General features: G+C 39.2%; 14 protein-coding genes. 9 read left to right on the forward strand and 5 right to left on the reverse strand.

The window, feature by feature from the left end:
• Nucleotides 1–7: 7 nt before the first annotated feature.
• From HXT39_RS01675 to HXT39_RS01710, 8 genes are all read left to right on the forward strand, one after another.
• Complete coding sequence (locus HXT39_RS01675) at nt 8–892, forward strand: ABC transporter permease (RefSeq protein WP_103013831.1); 885 nt, start codon at nt 8–10, stop codon at nt 890–892.
• Nucleotides 889–2,586, forward strand: a complete 1,698-nt coding sequence (locus HXT39_RS01680) for an ABC transporter ATP-binding protein (protein ID WP_103013832.1) — start codon at nt 889–891, stop codon at nt 2,584–2,586. The genes HXT39_RS01675 and HXT39_RS01680 overlap by 4 nt, the downstream gene beginning before the upstream one ends.
• Before the next feature lie 117 nt (nt 2,587–2,703).
• Nucleotides 2,704–3,198 carry an S-ribosylhomocysteine lyase gene (locus HXT39_RS01685; protein WP_004118906.1) on the forward strand — a complete coding sequence of 165 codons (495 nt, stop codon included), beginning with the start codon at nt 2,704–2,706 and terminating at the stop codon, nt 3,196–3,198.
• A gap of 63 nt (nt 3,199–3,261) precedes the next feature.
• Entirely contained in the window at nt 3,262–3,801 is a 540-nt protein-coding gene (locus tag HXT39_RS01690) for an N-acetyltransferase (RefSeq protein WP_103013833.1), read from the forward strand.
• 85 nt (nt 3,802–3,886) lie between these two features.
• Nucleotides 3,887–5,266 carry an alanine racemase gene (alr, locus tag HXT39_RS01695; RefSeq protein WP_103013834.1) on the forward strand — a complete coding sequence of 460 codons (1,380 nt, stop codon included), beginning with the start codon at nt 3,887–3,889 and terminating at the stop codon, nt 5,264–5,266.
• Between the two features lie 61 nt (nt 5,267–5,327).
• Nucleotides 5,328–6,611 carry a deoxyguanosinetriphosphate triphosphohydrolase gene (locus tag HXT39_RS01700; RefSeq protein WP_102155718.1) on the forward strand — a complete coding sequence of 428 codons (1,284 nt, stop codon included), beginning with the start codon at nt 5,328–5,330 and terminating at the stop codon, nt 6,609–6,611.
• Nucleotides 6,605–8,761 (forward strand): DNA primase, encoded by a 2,157-nt coding sequence (dnaG, locus tag HXT39_RS01705; protein WP_369827455.1) that lies wholly within the window; start codon nt 6,605–6,607, stop codon nt 8,759–8,761. The genes HXT39_RS01700 and dnaG overlap by 7 nt, the downstream gene beginning before the upstream one ends.
• 90 nt (nt 8,762–8,851) lie before the next feature.
• The gene (locus tag HXT39_RS01710) at nt 8,852–11,986 is read left to right on the forward strand and encodes an alpha-mannosidase (protein WP_199172873.1); all 3,135 of its coding nucleotides are present in this window, start codon (nt 8,852–8,854) and stop codon (nt 11,984–11,986) included.
• Between the two features lie 46 nt (nt 11,987–12,032).
• Here the strand turns inward: HXT39_RS01710 and HXT39_RS01715 are convergent, their stop codons facing one another.
• From HXT39_RS01715 to HXT39_RS01730, 4 genes are read right to left on the reverse strand one after another with little or no spacing between them, the layout of a single operon-like run.
• Nucleotides 12,033–12,878 (reverse strand): energy-coupling factor ABC transporter ATP-binding protein, encoded by an 846-nt coding sequence (locus HXT39_RS01715; RefSeq protein ID WP_012914363.1) that lies wholly within the window; start codon nt 12,876–12,878, stop codon nt 12,033–12,035.
• Complete coding sequence (locus HXT39_RS01720; protein WP_041160522.1) at nt 12,862–13,716, reverse strand: energy-coupling factor ABC transporter ATP-binding protein; 855 nt, start codon at nt 13,714–13,716, stop codon at nt 12,862–12,864. Before HXT39_RS01720 ends, HXT39_RS01715 begins: the two co-directional genes overlap by 17 nt.
• Nucleotides 13,700–14,506 carry an energy-coupling factor transporter transmembrane component T gene (locus tag HXT39_RS01725; protein ID WP_012914362.1) on the reverse strand — a complete coding sequence of 269 codons (807 nt, stop codon included), beginning with the start codon at nt 14,504–14,506 and terminating at the stop codon, nt 13,700–13,702. Before HXT39_RS01725 ends, HXT39_RS01720 begins: the two co-directional genes overlap by 17 nt.
• Before the next feature lie 54 nt (nt 14,507–14,560).
• Entirely contained in the window at nt 14,561–15,172 is a 612-nt protein-coding gene (locus HXT39_RS01730) for an ECF transporter S component (protein WP_012914361.1), read from the reverse strand.
• Between the two features lie 259 nt (nt 15,173–15,431).
• On the opposite strand from HXT39_RS01730, the gene HXT39_RS01735 reads away from it, so the two are divergent.
• Nucleotides 15,432–16,397 (forward strand): nucleoside hydrolase, encoded by a 966-nt coding sequence (locus HXT39_RS01735; protein ID WP_012914360.1) that lies wholly within the window; start codon nt 15,432–15,434, stop codon nt 16,395–16,397.
• A gap of 149 nt (nt 16,398–16,546) precedes the next feature.
• On the opposite strand, the gene HXT39_RS01740 is transcribed toward HXT39_RS01735, so the two are convergent.
• Entirely contained in the window at nt 16,547–18,298 is a 1,752-nt protein-coding gene (locus HXT39_RS01740; RefSeq protein WP_076002955.1) for an acetolactate synthase large subunit, read from the reverse strand.
• Between the last annotated feature and the right edge of the window lie 58 nt (nt 18,299–18,356).

Consider the following 18,356-nt stretch of genomic DNA (forward strand, 5'->3'; position numbering starts at 1 on the left):
AGTTTTTATGTGCAATATGTCTAAAAAAAGTATCAAAGTAAAATCTACTTTATGTAAGCGCGTATGGAATGCTACTTTCGGTAAATTTGTGTGTTTAACGTTTGCAATATGGTTTTTCGTTGCTTTGCTTTCGCTTTTATGGACTCCATACTCACTTTTAGAAACTAACGGTTTTAAAGTATGGCAGAAGCCGTCTTTTTCGCATTGGCTTGGCACGGACGGCACTGGTTCGGATATGCTTAGTTGGCTTATGGCAGGTTCAAGAATTGAGCTGATTCTCGTTTTTTCTACTGTTCTAGTTGCTGCTTGTGTTGGGTTTATTGTTTTGAGCTTTATGATTTCTAGTTCACAAATTGTTCGCACAATAAGCATTATGTCTGTTGACGCATTGATTTCTATTCCAACTGTTTTAATTGCGCTTATGCTTGCAGTTCCGTTTGGAGCTAGTGTTGTTGTGATTGTTATTGCTTGTGGAACTGGCTATGGCTTGAATTTAGCACGTATTGTACGGCCGAGTGCGCAGCTTGCGTTGCAATCTGATTATGTGACTTCAGCTGTTTTGCAAGGTTCATCGCGTAAATATGTTCTTATTCATCATGTTTTACCAAATATTATTCCTGTTGCATTTGTTGAGCTTTCTCTTTCTGCAGGAACTGTTATTTTGGCTGAAAGTGGCTTAACATACTTGGGTATTGGAGTTCCTGCTGGAGTTCCTAGCTGGGGGCGCGTGTTGGCTACTTCTGTTTTGTTAATTCACGTAAATCCTTTATCGGTTGTCTGGCCAGGTTTGATTGTGACTGTAGTTGTTGTTGCTCTTAATCTTTTTGGTGACGTATTGCGCAAAGTTTTAGATCCTTCATCAAAAAGTACGAATAAAGTAGGGGAAAAATGAGCTTAAATATTCAAAATCTCACGCTAAAACTTGGCGGAAAACTAATTCTTGACAACGTATCAATTGAGATTTCTGACGGTGAGCGTGTTGGCTTAGTTGGTTCTTCTGGCTCTGGCAAATCTATGCTAATTCGAGCTATAACTGGATTATTGCCGTCAAATGCTGAAATTTCAGGCTCTTGTATGCTTGGCAATCTTCAAACAGTGAAAGCAAAAGATGAAAATTTAGCTTCTATTCGTGGAAAATACGTTGGTGTAGTATTTCAGCAAGCTAATAGAGCACTTAATCCAATGCTAAGCGTTGAAAAACAAATTTCTTTGCCTTTGCGAATACATTACAATCTAGACGATGACGATATTCACAATCGAGTATGCATGATGCTTGAAAAAGTAGGGTTGTCGAAAAATCTCGCATCTCAACGCACGTTTGAGCTTTCTGGAGGTCAACAGCAGCGAGTTGGTATTGCTACAGCTTTGATTACCTCTCCGCGTTTGATTTTGGCTGATGAGCCTACTACTGCGCTTGACTCGGTTACACAAAGTGAGGTTGTGCGAATGCTTGCTTCACTTGTAGATGATATGGGCGCTTCAATGCTTTTTGTAACGCACGATTTTTCTGTGCTTTCGCATGCTGCTAATCGTTGCTATGTGCTCGATTCTGGGCGTGTGGTCGATAGTGAAAATGTTAAGAATTTGCTTGATAATCCGCGTATTTCTTCTACTAAACAATTAGTGAGTGCTGCTAAAAAGTTGACTTTTAGAGCGCAAAATTTGGGTTCTAAAAATTTAGATTCTGCAAAAGTGGGTTCTGCAAATACTGATTTTGCAAATACTGGTTCTGCAAACGTTGATTCTGAAAACGCTGATTTTAAGAAATTTAATTCCCATATTGGCAACAGTGAAGAAAATTCGCTTATAAATGCAAAAAATATTCACGTTACTTTAGGTCGCGCAAAAACTCGTGCTGAAGTGTTAAGCGGTGTAGATTTACATCTTAATATTGGCGAATCTTTGGCGATTATTGGTGGATCTGGTTCCGGCAAAACAACTCTTATACGCGCTATGTTGGGGCTTGAAACTCTTTGCGAAGGTAACGTTACTTATTGCGGTGAAATCGTAAATAATGCAAATTTATTAGAAGTAAATAAAAATGCTTGTACGCTTATGAGACGCGAATCGTCGCTTGTATTTCAGCATCCGTTTGCTGCATTGGATCCACACTGGACAGTTCAAAAAAGTGTTGCTGAGCCTCTTAGAATATGGCGAAAATCGCTTAAATTAGACGATGCAACTATTGAACAGCGTGTTTGTGAAATGCTGAAATTAGTAGGCTTAAAACCTGAAGATTTTTTAGAACGTCACCCTCACGAGCTTTCTGGTGGTCAAGCGCAATGTGTTTGTATTGCTCGCGCATTAATCAATAATCCTCGAGTTTTGCTTGCTGATGAGCCTATGAGTGCAATTGATGTTGCTGAAAGAACTCGCATTTTAGACGCTTTTGCATCCATTCGCTCTGAGCGCAAAAACATGTCATGCATATTTGTAAGTCATGATTTGGGTATGATTCGGCATTTAGCAACGCGAGTTATTGTTCTTAATGAAGGAAAAGTTGTGGAATGTGGCAGTGTAAATGATGTGCTCAATAATCCACAAAATGACTACACTCGTGCTCTTGTAAACGCGGCAATCATGTAAATAAATCTTTCAACTAATAAATCTTTCAACTAATTAGGCGACTACCGTCTACTATAGAAGTACTCAGTACGTTAAAGAGTACGTTGTTTATTGTGTAGTTAAGTGAAGGGAATACTTATGAATAAGCAGGATGCGTCTAGACCTAGACCAGAAAGTTTTGAACTAGATCATACTAAAGTAAAAGCACCTTATGTGCGCTATATCAATACGCAAAAAGGTCCTAATGGGGATGTTATTTCCAACTATGATATTCGTTTAACGCAGCCTAATGAGGAAGCGATTCCTACTGCAGCTTTGCACACAATTGAGCATATGATTGCAGTGTTACTTCGCGAGCGTATTGATGGCTATATTGATTGCTCGCCTTTTGGTTGCAGAACTGGTTTTCATCTGCTAACTTGGGGTGAACATAGCACAGAAGATGTGGCGCGCGCTTTAAAGGAATCTCTTGAGTTTATTGCGTTTAATGCCACCTGGGATGATGTTCCTGCAACAACTATTGAATCTTGCGGCAACTATAGAGACCACAGTTTATTTGGTGCTAGTCAATGGTGTAAAGATATTCTAGCGAAGGGAATTAGCTCGGATCCTTTTGAGCGCAAACTTGTGTAAGTAATAATTAGCTAGTTTTGCGTAATTTTGCGTAGTTTTATTTGGTTTCTTTTAGAGGTTGGTATGGAAGATATAACATTAAGAAAAGCAACTCTTGGTGACTTGCGAAATATTGAGCATATTTATGAAAATGCTCGCAAATTTATGCGTGTTACAGGCAATCCTCATCAGTGGGGGAATAGTTTTCCACTTGTTTCAAGTGTTATTGAGGATATTCGTTTAAAACGTTTCTATTTGATTGTTGACGAGGACCCAGAATCATGTAACGAGCGTATTCTAGCGCAATTCGCATTATGCGAAGGTGTTGATGAAGTGTATGCCAGTATTGACGGTGCGTGGCTTGATGATATTTCCCCCTATGTAACAATTCACCGCTTAGCATCTTCGGGAATAAAACCAAAAATGGCAACAGCGTGCTTGCATTGGGTGCAGCAAAACTATAATAATGTACGCATTGACACGCATCCAGATAACGTAATTATGCAAAAAGTAATTACGCGTGCAGGGTTTAGTCGTTGTGGGTTGGTTGTTATTCCAGATCGCGCACACAGTGCAGTACGTATTGCATACCAATGGTTGCAAACGCTTAATCATGTCATATGAATGCGCATGTGTTCTTAAAAAGCTTATAGAGAGTATGCAAAAGAGCATGTAGCATTAAAAGCATACTAAATCGGTTAGGTGAGTTATGAGTACAGATTTAAGTAATGCGGTAAGTAATAGTGCAAGTAATGCGGCAATGTTAGAAGCAAACTATGCTCGCGCGTTAAGCGTATACCCCGGGCAGGTAATTGTTGATTTGAAGGCGCTTCGAGACAATATGCGCACTTTGGTTGCGCGCGTTTTGCAAGATTTGCAGCCTGGTCAGAATGCGCCGGAAGTTATGGGAGTCGTAAAAGCAGATGGATACGGTCACGGGCTTATTCCTAGTGCGCTCGCGGCTTTAGCTGGAGGTGCTACTTGGCTTGGCACAGCTCAACCGTACGAGGCGTTACGTTTGCGTGCAGCTGGTATTGATTCTAGCCGTTGTCATATTCTCACTTGGCTTACTAGTGCTCCAACTACGAGATTTGCAGATTTGATTACAGCAGATATCGATATTTCTGTAGGCTCTATTGACTCTCTTGATGCTGTAGCTTTTGCTGCACGTAATTTAGCAAAGTCTGCTCGCGTGCACGTAAAAGTCGATACTGGTTTTGGACGAAACGGTTTTACGCCAGAAGGTTTTAGTGCCGCTTTAGCAAAGTTAAAGCAGTATGCGAGCGAAGGTGTAATTGAGGTTATTGGTCAATGGAGTCACTTAGCTGTGGCAGATTCGCCGGACGTTCCAGAATTTGTAGATGCAACCGACCGGCAAATCCAACAATTCCACGAGTTTACAAATCGCATGAGTGAAGCTGGTTTAGCACCTAAAATCCGCCATTTAGCGAATACTGCTGCAACGCTTAATCGTCCTGAAATTCATTTTGAACTTGTTCGTCCAGGAATTGGTTTGTACGGATACGAGCCGGATCCTGCAATGGGGGATTCGCAAACTTATGGATTGCAACCAGCTATGACGCTTCAAGCGCAACTTGGCACTGTAAAAGCTGTAGAAGAAGGGCATGGAATTTCCTACGGGCGTACGTATTTAACTCCAAATAATACGAGTACTGCTATCGTGCCGCTTGGCTACGCTGACGGAATTTTGCGTTCTGCCTCTGGATTTGATATGCAAGGTGCTCGTCATATTGATAAGCCGGGCGGACCAGTTAGAGTAGAAACCAATAAAGGTGCGCGAATTTTGAACGTTTCTGGGCGAGTTTGTATGGATCAGTTCATAGTCGATTTAAAAGGAGATGCTTCAGAGTTAGGCGTTCGAGAAGGCGATACTGTAACGCTTTTTGGACCTGGAAGAGGCGTGGAATTTGCTGAGCCTACTGCAGACGATTGGGCAGAAGCTGCAGGAACAATCAGCTACGAAATCATGACTGGAATTGGGCCTCGCGTGCCGCGGCTTTACCGCAACGCTTATGAAGTGCTATCTTCTAGCGATATTGCAAAACTGGACGCAAAAAGTCTTATATAGTTTGTTGCTGCTTGTTTTAGAAGGTTAAAATAGCCTTAATTGCAAATAAAAGAGGTGCTGTATGTGCGACGAAGTAATTGCATCGGATAATGAGATCGTTGGCGAATACGATTTGCATGATACTGAGCGCTGGGCGAGTGAGCCTCATCACACTCGTGTGAGAACGCCTTTTGAACGAGATCGCGCGCGAATCATACACTCGTCTGCTCTTCGTCGATTGGGTGCAAAAAGCCAGGTTTTAGTTGCAGGCTCGGATGATTTTGCTCGCACTCGCTTGACACATACTTTGGAAGTTGCGCAAATTGGTAGGCAAATTGCAGCAATGCTTGGATGCGATCCGGATGTTGTTGATTGCGCTTGTTTATCGCACGACTTAGGGCACCCACCATTTGGCCATAACGGGGAACGCGCGCTCGCAGAATTAGCGAAAAATATTGGTGGATTTGAAGGAAACGCACAAACTCTTCGCTTACTTACGCGCTTGGAACCGAAAGTTTTTCGTGAAAACGGCAGTAGTGCAGGAGTAAATCTTACGCGCGCAGCATTAGATGCTGCAGTGAAGTATCCGTGGGGATTAGAAGAAGCAAAAGCACACGATAAAGGCGAGCGTGATTTGAAATTCTGCGTATATCCGGATGATCGAGATGTGTTTGAATGGCTGAAAATTGGTGCTCCATGCGAAGCAAAACCAATGGAATGTCAAATAATGGATCTTTCAGACGACATTGCTTACAGTGTGCATGATATTGAGGATGCGATTGTAACCGGCGCTTTTAATCCGGCTTTAGTTGCAGATTCAAAAGTTGTAGATGAAGTTATTGAAGAAACCCACGCATGGTATGGTGAGCGTTGGGATGTAGATAAACTTTTGGATGCTTTGAAACGTTTGCGCTCGCTTCACATGTTTCCTAATTCTTTCGACGGTTCTCGTCGAGCGCTAGCGCAGTTGAAAAATATTACTAGTGCTCTTATTGGTCGTTTTGCAAGCTCTGTTGAGCACGCTACGCGTGAGCGTTATGGCAACGGTCCGCTTGTTCGCTACCGAGCAAACCTTGTGATTCCGGAAAATACTTCCTACGAAATTGTGATGCTGAAAAGCTTAGCTGTGCACTTTATAATCGCCCCTCGAGAGCGTGAAGTTTATAAGCGCGAACAGAAAATTTTGACAGATTTAGTAGAAGTATTTATGAGCAAGTCGCCGCGCTCGCACGATGCAATGGAGGAAGTATTCGTGGGAGATTGGAACGAGTGCACTAACGATGATGAGCGTCTTCGTGTTGCAATCGACCAAGTAGCAAGTCTTACAGACGGTTCTGCTACAACTCTTCACGCGGCTTTGTGCTAACGAATCCACTAGGAGTTTCCAGCACTGGCGAAGAAATTTACCACTCGCCGCAGATTTGCGATAAGCTAGATAGCATGGTTGGAATGATTGTGAAAGAAGACATTGAGCGCGTGCGCGCTGCGGCAGATTTGTATGACATTGTGTCTGCAACAGTGACGCTTAAGCCTTCCGGAACTGGCACTTTTGTAGGTCTTTGCCCATTCCACGATGAAAAAACGCCAAGTTTTAGTGTGCGACCAAGCTTGGGAGTATGGCACTGTTTCGGTTGCGGCGCTGGCGGCGATGTATTTAAGTACGTTGAGCAAAAAGAGAATATTGATTTTCGTGAAGCGGTCGAGTTTTTAGCAGATCGTTATCACATTGAGATGCATTATAAGCAGGAGCAAAATAATGATTCTCAAGCGCGCGGTTCTAAACGAGCCAGGCTTTTAGAAGCAAATGAAGAAGCGCAAAAGTTTTTCGTTTCAAATCTCGGCACTAAAGAGGCAGCTCCTGCGCGCGAATTACTTGCAGGGCGAAACTTTACTCCGCAACAAAGTGCGCGTTTTTCTTGTGGTTACGCGCCTAAAGGCTGGGATAATTTAGTTAGATATTTGGCAAATAAAGGTTTTACGCGTCAAGAACTTCTTGATGCTGGTCTCGCTAGACTCGGTCAGCGCGGAATATATGACTATTTCCGCGGTCGCTTAACTTGGCCTATTCGCGACTCGACTGGTCGAACTCTTGGCTTTGGTGCAAGAAAGCTTTATGACGACGACTCCATTAGCGCAAAATATATTAACACTCCCGATACTGCACTGTATCGAAAAACGCAAGTTTTGTACGGAATTGACTTAGCTAAAGCAAATATTGTAAAAAAGCGTCAAGTTGTAATTGTCGAAGGCTACACGGACGTTATGGCATGCCATTTAGCTGGTATTGATACTGCAGTTGCAACTTGCGGAACTGCGTTTGGCGTTGAGCATGCAAAAATTGTGCGCCGCCTTATTGCAGACGATTCTTTGGGTGCAATTCAGCTTGTTGGTCCGCTGAAGGTAGATGGACAGTCTGTAAGTTCGCGCATCGTTTTTACTTTCGACGGTGATGCTGCAGGTCAAAAGGCTGCGCTACACGCTTTTGGTTTGGATTCTGCGTTTTTGACGCAAACTTTTGTTGCTGTAGCAGACAATAATCTCGATCCTTGCGATTTGCGTATTCAGCGCGGTGACGACGCTGTGCGTTCGCTTGTTGCACATGCAAGTCCGCTATACGATTTCGTTATTGACACAGTAATTAATCGTTTTGAGACTTCGTACACTACTGGTCAAATGGGCGCTATAAAGGCTGTCGCTCCTCTTATTGCGCAAATTCGAGACCGTTCGCTGCTTGACTTGTATATGCGCAAAGCCGTGCGCTCAATTGGCGTTGATTTAGCTGTTATGCGCAATGAAGTTGAGTCTGCGCGTAGACGTTTGAAAGTGCGTGACGACGATGCTTATGCGCAAAAGCATAACGTTATTCCGCCTTTTGGTCAGCAAATTCATGACGATCGTAATGCAGGTTTTAAAGCTTCTCGCATGGGAATTATTAAAAGTTCTGCTAAAAATCAGCATTATTATCGTGTGGATGATGCTGTATTTATGTGCGAACAACAATTTATGGCGTTACTTTTGCAAGTTCCGCTTGCTTTTGATGAAAAATTATTTGCGCAATTGACTTTGAATAATTTTATTACACCAGTATTTCGTACGCTGTTTCAGGCATTTGTAGCTGCAGGTGGATTGCCAGTTGGCAATGTTTCGCAAGGATTGTGGCTGCACATGATGACAAAAGCTGCAGGTCCTTTGCTTGAATCCGTTATTACAGAACTTTCTGTAATGCCGTTGCCGCTTCCTTCTCCTGCGGATACATTGGAAGATACCGGCAATCGACAGAATCAGCAAGTTACAAACGGATCTCCTTCAGATTTTTTGCGAAAAGCTACGAGTGCAGAAAGTAAGTATGCAAACGAGCTGCTTATTCGCCTTCTTGATATTGGCTATATGCGTAGGATCGGTGCTGCTAGAGCGCGTATGGCGAAACTCAAGGATGGTCAGGAAAAGCTTGAGCTTCTAGGAAAAATTACTTCAATGGAAGCTGCTCGCAAAAACTTACAATCGCAAATTCTATAAGATGTATCAATTACTTGTTTTGTCTTTATATACCGAGATACGCGATTTATATATAAATGTGTAGCTATGTAAGAAAGAAGTGTAGAAACAATGTTTTTATTACCTGAGCAGCAGTTGAATCGCTGTACAAGAGTTATGCAACAACGCCTATATCCGTATATAAATATTGTTTTATCGCACTGTAAAATTCGAGCATATGAGATTGCTGGAGAACCTATTTCTTCTAACGAATTCTTTTCTAAGCTAAAAAGAAACGATATTGTGTTTAGCTCATTTAATGTTCCAGGTGTTTGGGGAACAACTTGGGGTACAACATGGTTTGAAGTTACAGGGTCGATTGATTTTTCAAAGGTAAAAGGGCACAAAGTTGAGCTAAATGTTGATTTAGGTTGGATTAGCAATCTTTTTCCTGGTTTTCAAGCTGAAGGATTAGTATATAATCTCGATGGAAGAGTTATCAAAGCTGTAAACCCTTGTAATCATTGGGTTCCATTGATTGATGAACATAATAATCGTTCTGTTAGTATTGATGAAAATGGTAATTTTACTTTATATTTAGAAGCTGCAGACAATCCATTTGTTGAAGGATCTGCTCCATTTTCTCCTACTGATTTAGGAGATTGTGCTACTGGAAAAACCGAATGCCAATATATGTTGAAGTATGTTGACGTTACCGTTTTTAATCGTAATATTTTTGATTATTATATAGATCTTGAGACTGTAAGTTCTTTGATGCGCGAATTAAATGATGATAATCCGCGTTATTGGAAATTAGCTAAAGCTTTACAGCTCTCCTTAAACGCATATGATGAGCATGATTTTTCTACTGTTCAAAATGCTCGTAAAGAGTTGTTTAATGTATTAAGTTGCCCTGCTGCAGCAAGCTCTATAAAGCATACGGCTGTCGGGCATGCTCATATTGATTCTGCTTGGCAATGGCCTGTGCGCGAGACTCATAGAAAGGTTGCACGCACAATATCTAACGTTTTAGCTCTTATGGATGAGGATCCTGATTTTACTTATGCTATGAGTTCTGCTCAACAATACGAGTGGCTAGAAAACGAGCATCCCGATTTGTTTGAGCGTATGAAAAATAGGATTAAGGAAGGACGTTTTATACCTGTCGGTGGTATGTGGGTTGAGTCCGATGTAATGATGCCATGCGGTGAATCTTTAATTCGCCAAATGACTTTTGGTAAGCGCTATTTTAAGGAGCATCTTGGTGTTGAACCTCATGGCATTTGGCTCCCAGACAGTTTTGGCTATACTGGAGCATTGCCTCAACTTGCTCGCCGCGCTGGATTTGATTGGTTTTTAACTCAAAAGATTTCTTGGAACGATACCACTAAATTCCCGCATCATTCATTCCTTTGGGAAGGAATAGACGGTTCTAGGATTTTAGCTCATTTTCCTCCATCTAATACTTATGCTTCAGCTGTGAGCATGCATGAGTTAGTTTATTCTCAACGCAATTTTTTGGATAAAGATTTATCTGATCACGCAATATTGTTATACGGTTTTGGCGATGGCGGTGGCGGACCTACTCGCGAAATGACTGCTCGTATTAGGCGTGATTGTAATTTAGAGGGTGCTCCTAGAGTTGATTTCGGCACTCCTGATGAGTTGTTTGAAAAAATACGAAAAGATATTGTTGACGATTCAAATGGTAATACACCAGTGTTTAAAGGTGAGCTTTATCTAGAGTTGCATAGGAAAACTCTTACTTCTCAGCAAGATATGAAGCGCTATTGCCGCATGGAGGAATCATTGTTGCGCGTAGCTGAATATCTTGTTGTTTTAGCTCGAGTTTATGCGCCAGAATACCGTTTTAATAGCAATGAGCTTACTAGAATTTGGAAGACTTTATTACTGAACCAGTTCCACGATATTCTTCCAGGCTCTGCTATTGCATGGGTTCATAGGCAAGCTAGAGAAGAATATGCTAGAGATATTTCTTGTTTACGTAAGATTATCTCAGATATTGCTCATGCGATTGTAAAAGCTAACAGTGCGACTGGCACTATTAGCGCGATTAGTATGCGTGAAAATGTAAAGTTATTGACTTATACAGGTAAAAATGAGGTCGCTTGGAATTTATATCAATGCAATGAAAGCGGTAAAAATAATAAAACAACTGTAAAACACAAAAATGATGGTGGAATAATTCTTAATAATAGTGTTTTAAGTGTGATTATTGAACGCGATGGCACAGTATCTTCTGTTAAAGATATTAAATTTAATCGCGAGCTAATTCCATCTGGTTATCGCATGGCGCAATACGAGATACTAAAAGATGAGCCGTATCAATGGGATGCGTGGGATGTTGATAGAGATGCATTTATGAGGAATCGTAAGATTGATGATTCCTCAATTGCTGATGTTAAAGAACTTTTATCGGGCGGTGTGTCTGTTGAAATCTTGGCATGTAAAAAAGATATAAAGATTAAAACAAATATAATTTTAGAGCCATGTGTTAAACGACTTGATTTCCATGCACAAGTTGATTGGAAAGCTAAAGAGCAATTTTTGAAAGTAGATATGCCAACATCTATATGTTCAAATAATGCGCAATATGAGTGTCAATATGGTTTAGTTGAACGTCCAATAGTAAAAAATACTCGTAGTGATGACGCAAAATTTGAATCATGCACGCATAGGTTTGTTCGTATAGAAGATTCCTCTTATGCTGTTGCAGTTGCGAATTCGTCTACTTATGGCGCTGATGCTGCTCCTATTGGCGATTATGTTTCATCTTGTGGAACTATGCTCAGATTATCTTTGCTTTCTGCGCCTCTTTACCCAGATCCAAATACGGATCAAGGTAAGCATGAATTTACTTGGTCATTTATTGCTGATGCAAATATGGATTCAGTGCTAAGTATAGCTGATTTTTTGAATTCGCCAATTATTGATAAGCTTCCAGATGTAGATCCGCTGTTTACGATTCATAGAAACTCAGGTCTAATTGCATTAGATTGGGTTAAGCTAGCTGACGATTGTTCTGGAGATATAATTTTGCGTATTTACGAGCCATGTGGTGGCTGCGCAAGTGGGCAAATAAAACTCAATAAAATCTTGCGTGCGGCTTCGATTGAAGAAGTGGATCTTATGGAAATGCCCGTGTTGCACGGTATGCCTGTAGCTTTGCACAAGAATAATGACGTGTTAAATATAGAATTACATCCTTTTCAGCTATGCTCATTGCGCATTCACATTGCATCTTAATATTGATATTTTTGTTTATATTTTGATACTTGTGATTGCACATACATTAATGATTATTGCGATTTGCAATATATTTAGCTAAAGCACATATAGGATTATCTGTATTTATATAGTTAATTTCGAGCGCATTCATTATCTGCACTATGATTGGTTGGTCAATATGCGCGCGTCTTACTATTTCTACATTCTGAAATGCAGATTCGATGCTCCCTTTGTATAGCACATTTCCATTATCAAGTATGAGAGCATTTTGACAATTTTTGTATGCAAATTCCATGTCATGGGTAATAAATAATACTGTTACATTTATCGTATGTAAATAATTAAGTATTTTTACAAGTCGCATTTTTTGTAGCTTATCCAACCCGCCAGTCACTTCATCCATAATAATAATATGTGGTTCTCTTAGCAGTGCAGATGCAATGTTAATAAATTTTCTTTCAGAGAATGACAAATTAAATGGGTTTGTATTTTCTTTATCGTTTAAACCAGTAAGATTCACAATGCGACGGTAAAGATCATTGTTTATATTCTTTATCCCATATGTAATCTCTTTATGCACAGTGCTGTTAAAAATTTGATCATTTGGATTCTGAAAAATATAACCAACGAGTGATGTAATATCGTGTTGCTTTAATGTTTTATATTGTTTTCCTTCGATAGTTATGTCACCAGAAGTTGGCTGTAATAAATTGTCTATTATTCTGGCTAAAGTGCTTTTCCCTGCTCCATTGCTACCTATTATTGCGCATACTTCACCACTTTCGAATTCTACATTTACGTGTTTTAGAATTTTGCATGATTTTTCTTGTTTATTATTGTTCTTATTTTTTATTTTTTCATTTGAAGGATATTGAAAACTTACATCGTCCAATTTAATTGCGGTGCTCATTGCATTTCTCCTTCAATAAAACTATTAATTTGCTTATATCTGTTATGTTAGGCGTTATTTGAATATCAAAATTACGTAACTTTTTTACAATTTTGACGACTTCTGGAATATCAATACAGTCAGAAGGGAAGGTTTCATCATAAAAAACATCATATTTATTCCCATAATGGGTTATAAAACCATTTTGAAGAACAATAATATTATCTGCATATTCTGCTAACAAATTTGTATCTTGTTCACTAATTATTACAGTATGTCCTTCATCTTTGTATTTTTGTAGAAAATTATAAATATTCTTAGTTTCTTTTGGATCAAGTTGTAGAGTAGGTTCGTCAAGAATTAGTATTTCTGGATTATTCACTATAACGCAAGCGATTGCAACGCGTTGAATTTGCCCGCCAGATAGGCTTAGTGGGTTTTGAAGCGCAAGCTGTTCTATGTTAAGTAATTGCATAACTTGTGTAACTCGACTCTCTATTTGTTGAGTAGGGGTGTTGCGATTTTCTAAGCTGAATGCAATTTCTTCAAATACGGTTTTTTTAATATGACTTAACTGTGAAAAAGGATCGCTAAATACAAAGCCTATGCTGCCACTTTCATCAGATTTTACTAAATCAATCGTGTTGTTTAATAGTATTTTTCCAGAATATTCTCCCTTATAGAAATGAGGAATATAACCCTTAAGAGATAAGCATAGACTTGATTTACCTGAAGCGTTAGCTCCAATTACTCCATATATTTTCCCTGATTCTATCTGTATTGTTATGTTACTTAAAGCTGGTTTTGAAGTAAGTGGATAAGTGTATGAAAAATCGCAAATATTATATGAGATAACCATAAATTACTCTTCCTAGAATAAGAAAAACTAGTGTAATTGTTCCTATTGCTAGTACTAATTTTTCGTGACCATTATGATTAACCTGTTTAATATATGTCTTTTTTTCTGAACTAAAAAAATTTCTTGAATCAAGCATCATTATGCGCTGCTCTATGTTTATTAGTGAAGTAATAAATGCTGGAAGCAAAATCGAAGTAAATGTGCCAATTCTACGTATTAAATTTCCATTAAAGTTTATTCCACGACTTTTTTGCGAGATTATGATTGCTTTAATTTGCATTTGTAAATAATCAATAGTTTGGAAAGTAGAAAGTATTATGAAACATATTTTATTGCTCATCCCAAGTTTGCTTAAAGATATTGTAATATCTTCTATATCAGTTATTTGGAAAAACCATATGACTATAGTTGATATGTTTAAGGTATTCATTCCAAGCGTTATAGAATTAGACAATGCTGTATCTGTAATTTGCAAAAAATTAAGATTTAATATTGCATTTCCTTGTCTATAGAAAGCAACTTGAAATATTGCAACAAATAATGAGAACATGGCTATACTTGCTACAAGTTTATATCCATTCTTTTTTATTCCGCATAGAATCATCAGAATAAGTAGAGCAAGAAAATAGGGGAACAATAAAAGTCGTAAATAGTATAATGTGAATGAAAAAGTATTTAATATAATGTCTACTATTATCAAATATATGGTCAATATAAATTTTGTTGTAGGATACAGCGTTACAAACGTATTTGTATTTTTTACTTGATTAATAGTATCTATATAATGCATGTGCATAATTACTTTTATCTTTGTCTGTATATAGTAGACTCGATTTAATTTTTACTATTCAGAATCTGAATTTTTTAAGTAAAGTGAACCTAATGGGAAAAGAAGCAGTAATTTATTGGGCAAGCATTTTATAACGCTTAAACATATAATGATTGTTAATATTCTATCAGCCCAAGTAAAGAATCCTTCAGCAGAGAATACAGAAATCCAAATATTCACTCCAGATGCAGTTATTAAACCCGCTATCATAGATGATCCTCCGCCAGTAAACCCGCTAAATACTATTACTACTATCGGTGCCGCAATAATAATGGATACTATTGCCATGATTATTGAAGAAATAAAAATTTTCATATAATTTGAAAACATTTTATGTTTTGCTAGAATGCCAGCGCATAAGGCCAGAGCAATATTGACCACTATAAATGGAAGCATGGTTGGCATAGTGATTGATGAAACTATTGAAGATAGCATTCCAGTTATTATTCCTACAAGTGGTCCAAAAACCATGCATGCAAATAAAGTGCCTATAGTATCAAGGAAGATAGGTAGTTTTAGTACGCCAGCTATAGTGCCAGAAATATAATTAATAGCAACACATAATGGTATTGTGACAACTGCAGCAGTAGTAAATTCTTCCTTGAATGATTTAATTATCTGTTTCATGCAACTACCTCCTATTTTATTACTACAAATATAATCTTTTCATGGATTATAAGATACCTTTATAAAGTTTGTAAATTAATATTTAGTGTTTTTGATAAATTTTCGCGAGTATATGACATATATACGGCATATACGCGCTTGCGTATATAAATAACATTTGGTTTTATAATGCTTGCAGTATGTGTTGCTTCAGCTGCACGCTAAAGTTAGTTACATCTGAAACTACAGTTTCTATTAATTGATAGGATGTTGAGAGTTTATGGAAAATAAAGGAATTTATTCTAAAAAGAAAATAATAATAGATACAGATTGTGGTTCGGATGATGCTATGGCAATCGCCATGGCTTTAAATGATCCTAGATATGAGATATTAATGTTTTGCACTGTATCAGGAAACGTGTGCATGGAACAAGCGACTATTAATACGCTTACTACTATCGAGCATGCTGGTTCATATGAGCCACCTGTATATAAAGGAAGCAGAAGCATGCTGTTACGCGATTTGGCTTATGCTCATGAAACTCATGGTAGAGATGGAATGGGTGATATTGGTCTAGTTCCTCATCGTTTGAAAGAAAGTAATGGTAATGCTGTTTTGAAAATGATCGAAACTTTGAGAAACAGTGAAGATGGTGAAATAGATATTATTGCATTAGGACCATTAACTAACATTGCTCTAGCTATTAAGGTTGATTATGAAGCGATGAAAAAAGTTGGTCGCATAGTCGTTATGGGATCTGCTGGTTTAGGTCGTGGAAATGTTTCTCCTGTAGCAGAATTTAATATTTGGCAAGATGCAGAAGCTGCAAAGATATTAGTTGATTCTGGTCTTAAAAATATTATGTTTGTTGGATGGGACGCATGCTTGGGAGAATGTATGCTGAATCCACAAGAAATTGCTAATATTCGCAAAAGTGGAGAACTCGGTAAGTTTGTCATTGATTGTAATAGGGAATTAATGGAAATGAATGTTAGCCGTTTTGGGGATGCTTATCTAGATATGGCTGATCCATCTGCTGTTGCCGCTGCGTTATATCCTGAATGTATAAGCGAGTGCACAAAATATTATTGCCAAGTTGATGCAACTCCTGGACCAAGTTATGGCTCAGTTCTTGTTGATGCTAATTTCTTCTCTGGTAAAACTCCGAATGTTGAAATATGTAGTAGGCTTAATCCCGAAAAATATAAAAATTACATTTATCGTACTTTGCATGTTGTAGATTAGCAAAATTTATTTTTACCAACATGCTTTCTATATTGAAATAACATTTAAATACGACCGGGTTTGTTTATGGTTGTTCACAAACTTTCTCGGTCGTATTTATATTTAATGCGTATAAATTAATGCGTATATTTTTTCAGTATAAATATATTTTAGTTACTAAAGTCAATATCGCCGAGTTTTTCAATAAGCTTCATATTCTCGCTGTAATCAACTGGGCAGGAAATCACATCGACACCGTTTTTCTGATCCAGTGCTTCACGCAGCATGTTGTACAAATCCTCCGGCTTTTTAACAGCATGACCGCGCGCGCCAAAGCTTTCAGCTAGTTTTGGCACATCCGGATTATGGAAATCAACGTATTCGTGCTCGCCTGCATGAAGTTCCATCTTCCACTTAATTAAGCCATAAGCGTTATCTTCCCAAACAAGAACTACCATTCGGCTGCCAACGCGCACTGCAGTTTCAATTTCCTGCACGTTCATCATAAAGCTTCCGTCGCCCATCACAGCCAAAACCGGTTTCGTGTTAATTTTGCCGGAATTATCGCGAATAAACGAAGCTCCAACAGCTCCCGGAAGCGTCCAAGCCATAGTTGAAAGACTGTTGTCGATTATGCAAGTATTCGGGTGCATAGTTGGGTACAAGCGTGCCATCCACATTTTCAAAGCGCCTGTATCTACAAGTACCTTCGTGCCTTCAGGAACAGCGCGGCGAATATCGTAAACTACGCGCTGCGGTTTCATTGGCATGCTTTCGTCGTTTTCGCAAGAATGTAATTCTTCCGTAAGCAGTTGTCGAATACGTGGGTGGCTTACGTCGAAAGTGATGTTGCGTGTCTTTAATACTTCTGTAAGAGTTTTAAGCGTTTGGCCAATATTCGCCATAATATTCAGCGCAGTAGGGTAGTGCGCGTCGGTATCTTCCACAAAAGTATTGATGTGAATAATAGTTTTATCAATATTTGGGTTGATTTTCTTCGGGTCGAACTGCTGAATTGAGAAGCCGACAGCAATAATCAAATCAGCAGTATCAAACGCGAAGTTCTCGTAATCGCGATGCATGAAGCCGACTACGCCAAGTGCATTCGGATGATTATCTGGGAAAACGCCCTTTCCTTCGAAAGTAGTTGCAACTGGCACATTAAGCTGCTCAGCAAACGCAAGAAGCTGAGCCTCAGCGTGAGAGCGCGCAACGCCGTTTCCAGCCAAAATAATAGGTTGCTTTGCTTGACTAATAATTTTTGCAGCTTCTTCAATAGTGTCGGGCGCTGGCATAATATGCAGAGGATGAGGAAGTGGAAGAGACTTTGCGTCGTCAGGTGCTGGCATTTCGCTAATATCTTCCGGAATAACAAGGCACGTGGCTCCCGGACGGTTGCGACCGGCAATAGAGAAAGCTTTTCTGACCATTTCCGGCGCAGATTCTGGAGCAAGCATCATAGAAGACCATTGCGTAATTGGCTGGAAGAGCGCAACCAAATCAATAATTTGGTGAGATTCCTTATAAAGCCTAGAAACATTACCTTGTGCGCAAATCGCTACAAGCGGTGTAGTGCTTGCGTTTGCTTGAGCTACAGGAAGCGTTAAATTCAATGCGCCAGGACCTAGAGTTGCCAAGCATACGCCCGGTTTTCCAGTAATATGAGCGTATGTTGCTGCCATAAAACCAGCGCCCTGCTCGTGGCGAGTAAGCACAAAACGAATTCGTCCATCGCGCTCAATTGCTTCAAGAAGCGGAATATTTTCCTCACCTGGAATACCGAATACTACTTCAACGCCTTCGTTTACCAAGCATTCAACAACTAAATCTGCAGTATTGCGCTTGTGGTTTTCACGAAGATGCTTTTGACGAGCAAGTTTTTGTTCAAGCTTCTGATCTTCTGTTTTGTTTATTTCTGCCATAATTCGCTTCTTGTGTAGACAACAAATTCTTTGTTTTAATATGATATACGCAATCTTG

Origin of the sequence: Gardnerella sp. DNF01159 (genome assembly GCF_049244215.1) — a bacterium.
Classification (GTDB): Bacteria; Actinomycetota; Actinomycetes; order Actinomycetales; family Bifidobacteriaceae; genus Bifidobacterium; species Bifidobacterium swidsinskii.